Genomic DNA, 2,175 nt, shown 5'->3' on the forward strand with positions numbered 1-2,175 from the left:
AATTTTTCAAAAACTGAAGGCGCATGATCAGCAAGCGAACGCCGCTGTCCTGCGAGTGGAAAGCGATGAATTCGTCCGTCAGACAGTCGCAAGTATTTTTCATCAGGCGGGAGTCATCTTTTCCAATCACGGTGTTGACGACCGAGCCGAAGAATGCTGGCTGATGGCCGCATCTCTTTCACCAAAGGATGTGGTGAGTCGGCAAGCTCTCGTGGTTCTCTACCAGCGGCAGCGACGAGCCGCCGAAGGGCTTGCCATCGCGCGACAGCTCGTGGAGCTGGAACCTCGTTATGCTGCCCATCGGGTTGCGGAGGGCATATTCTACCTGCAGATGGGAAACTTCGACAAAGCTGTTGCCTCGTTCAAGCAGGCACTCGCACTGGACCCGAATGAAGATGCAGCCTATGCTGGATTGGCGCAGGCTTACCTGCAAAAAAGAGAAAACTTTGAAGAGGCTCGACGGCTGGCCGAAAGGGCCGTCCGATTATCTCCGCGGCCCGATTATTTCATCGTGCTCGCTGTTGCGTGTGCGGAACTTGGTGACTTGGAACAGGCCACACGCAATGTGGAAAAGGCGCTGGCGATCGACCCTTCTCATGACCTCGCCCAGAAGCTAGCTCGGTTCTTGCAACATGGAATATAACTGTCTATCCCCGGCCTCATTTTGTTGCGATAAGATTGGTCCGTCTCTGGCAATTTGTGTTTTGGGTGTTTTCTTCCTGCTTCTTGCCCCTGCGGAGATGTGGGCAAAGGAGCCCGTCCGCCTGGTTTTCCAGGACGTCACGCAACAAAGTGGCGTCAACTTTCGGCACACGCACGGCGGCTGTGGCAAGTATTACATTGTGGAAACGGTGTCGGCTGGCCTGTGTCTTTTCGACTACGACGGTGACGGGGATGACGATATCTACTTTCTTAACGGCGCTCCGCTTGCTGGTTGCCCAAAACAGGAGAAACCCACGAACAAATTGTTCCGAAATGACGGTGGGTTTCATTTCACGGATGTGACCGCTGAAGCGGGAGCGGGAGATACCGGTTATGGATTGGGGGTGGTGGCAGGGGATTACAACAACGATGGATGTCTCGACCTGTTTGTGAATAATTACGGCAGAAACGTATTATATCGGAATAATAAAGATGGAACCTTTTCGGACGTGACTGTGCAGGCGGGCGTGGACAACGGATCGCGGGTCGGCGCCGGCGCCCTTTTTCTGGACATTGACGCCGATGGATGGCTCGACCTCTACGTGGGCAATTATATTGTGTTCGATGAAAGCAGGCACGTGTTCCATCAATTGACGGGCATTCCTGTGTATGGCAGTCCGGAGGAATATCCTCCTGATAAAGATACTCTTTTTAAGAACAATGGGGACGGAACGTTTCGAGACATAACGGAGATTTCGGGAATCGGCACAGTGGCGGGCACAAGCATGGGCATGGTGGCAGGTGATTTCGACAACGACGGGGATACCGATATATTCGTGGGGAACGATGTTCGGGCCAATTTTCTTTTCATCAACGATGGTAAGGGACATTTTACGGAATCGGCTCTGGAAAGGGGTGTTGCCTATAACGGCTACGGGGACGAGAACGCAAGTATGGGAGTGGATTGCGGAGACTACAATAATGATGGGTGGTTGGATCTGTTTATGTCGGACTATCAAAACGAGTGGCCTGTTCTTTATAAAAACACCGGAGACGGATTTTTCGAGGACACAACGTTCAGTACAGGGGCCGGCGGAAAAGTGTATCCGTATGTCAATTGGGGGGTTGGTCTGGTGGATTTTGATAACGATGGCGACAAAGATATCTTCATCGGAAACGGTCATATTAACGATAGAATTGAGGAGATCGACGATACAACGGCCTACCGGGTAGCGAATACCGTTCTCCGCAACGACGGCGGTAAATTCGTGGATGTGAGCGCGACCGCGGGAGATCTGCCGAAGCTGGTGAAGTCAACCCGGGGTGTCGCTTTCGCGGACCTTGACCTGGACGGTCGTGTGGATATCGTCATTCTGAACTCTCAGGATTACGCCGATGTTCTGCGGAATGTGACGGAAACAGACAATCACTGGATCCAGATAGACCTCCGTCAGTCGGGAAAGAATTGTTTCGGAGTGGGGAGCCGGGTAAAGGTCGTGGCGGGCGAGCTTGTTCAATATGACGAGGTCCATG

Annotated in this window: 2 protein-coding genes; both read left to right on the plus strand. The window is 52.6% G+C overall.

Features of this window, described 5'->3' with window-relative positions:
- Positions 1–643 (plus strand): tetratricopeptide repeat protein (locus H5U08_RS16520; protein ID WP_297035569.1); only part of this gene is annotated, 643 nt, incomplete at its 5' end.
- Between the two features lie 61 nt (positions 644–704).
- Positions 705–2,175, plus strand: a 1,471-nt coding sequence (locus H5U08_RS16525; RefSeq protein WP_297035572.1) for a VCBS repeat-containing protein, incomplete at its 3' end; no start/stop codon positions are given.

Origin of the sequence: Thermogutta sp. (assembly GCF_014359955.1) — a bacterium.
Classification (GTDB): domain Bacteria; phylum Planctomycetota; class Planctomycetia; order Pirellulales; family Thermoguttaceae; genus Thermogutta.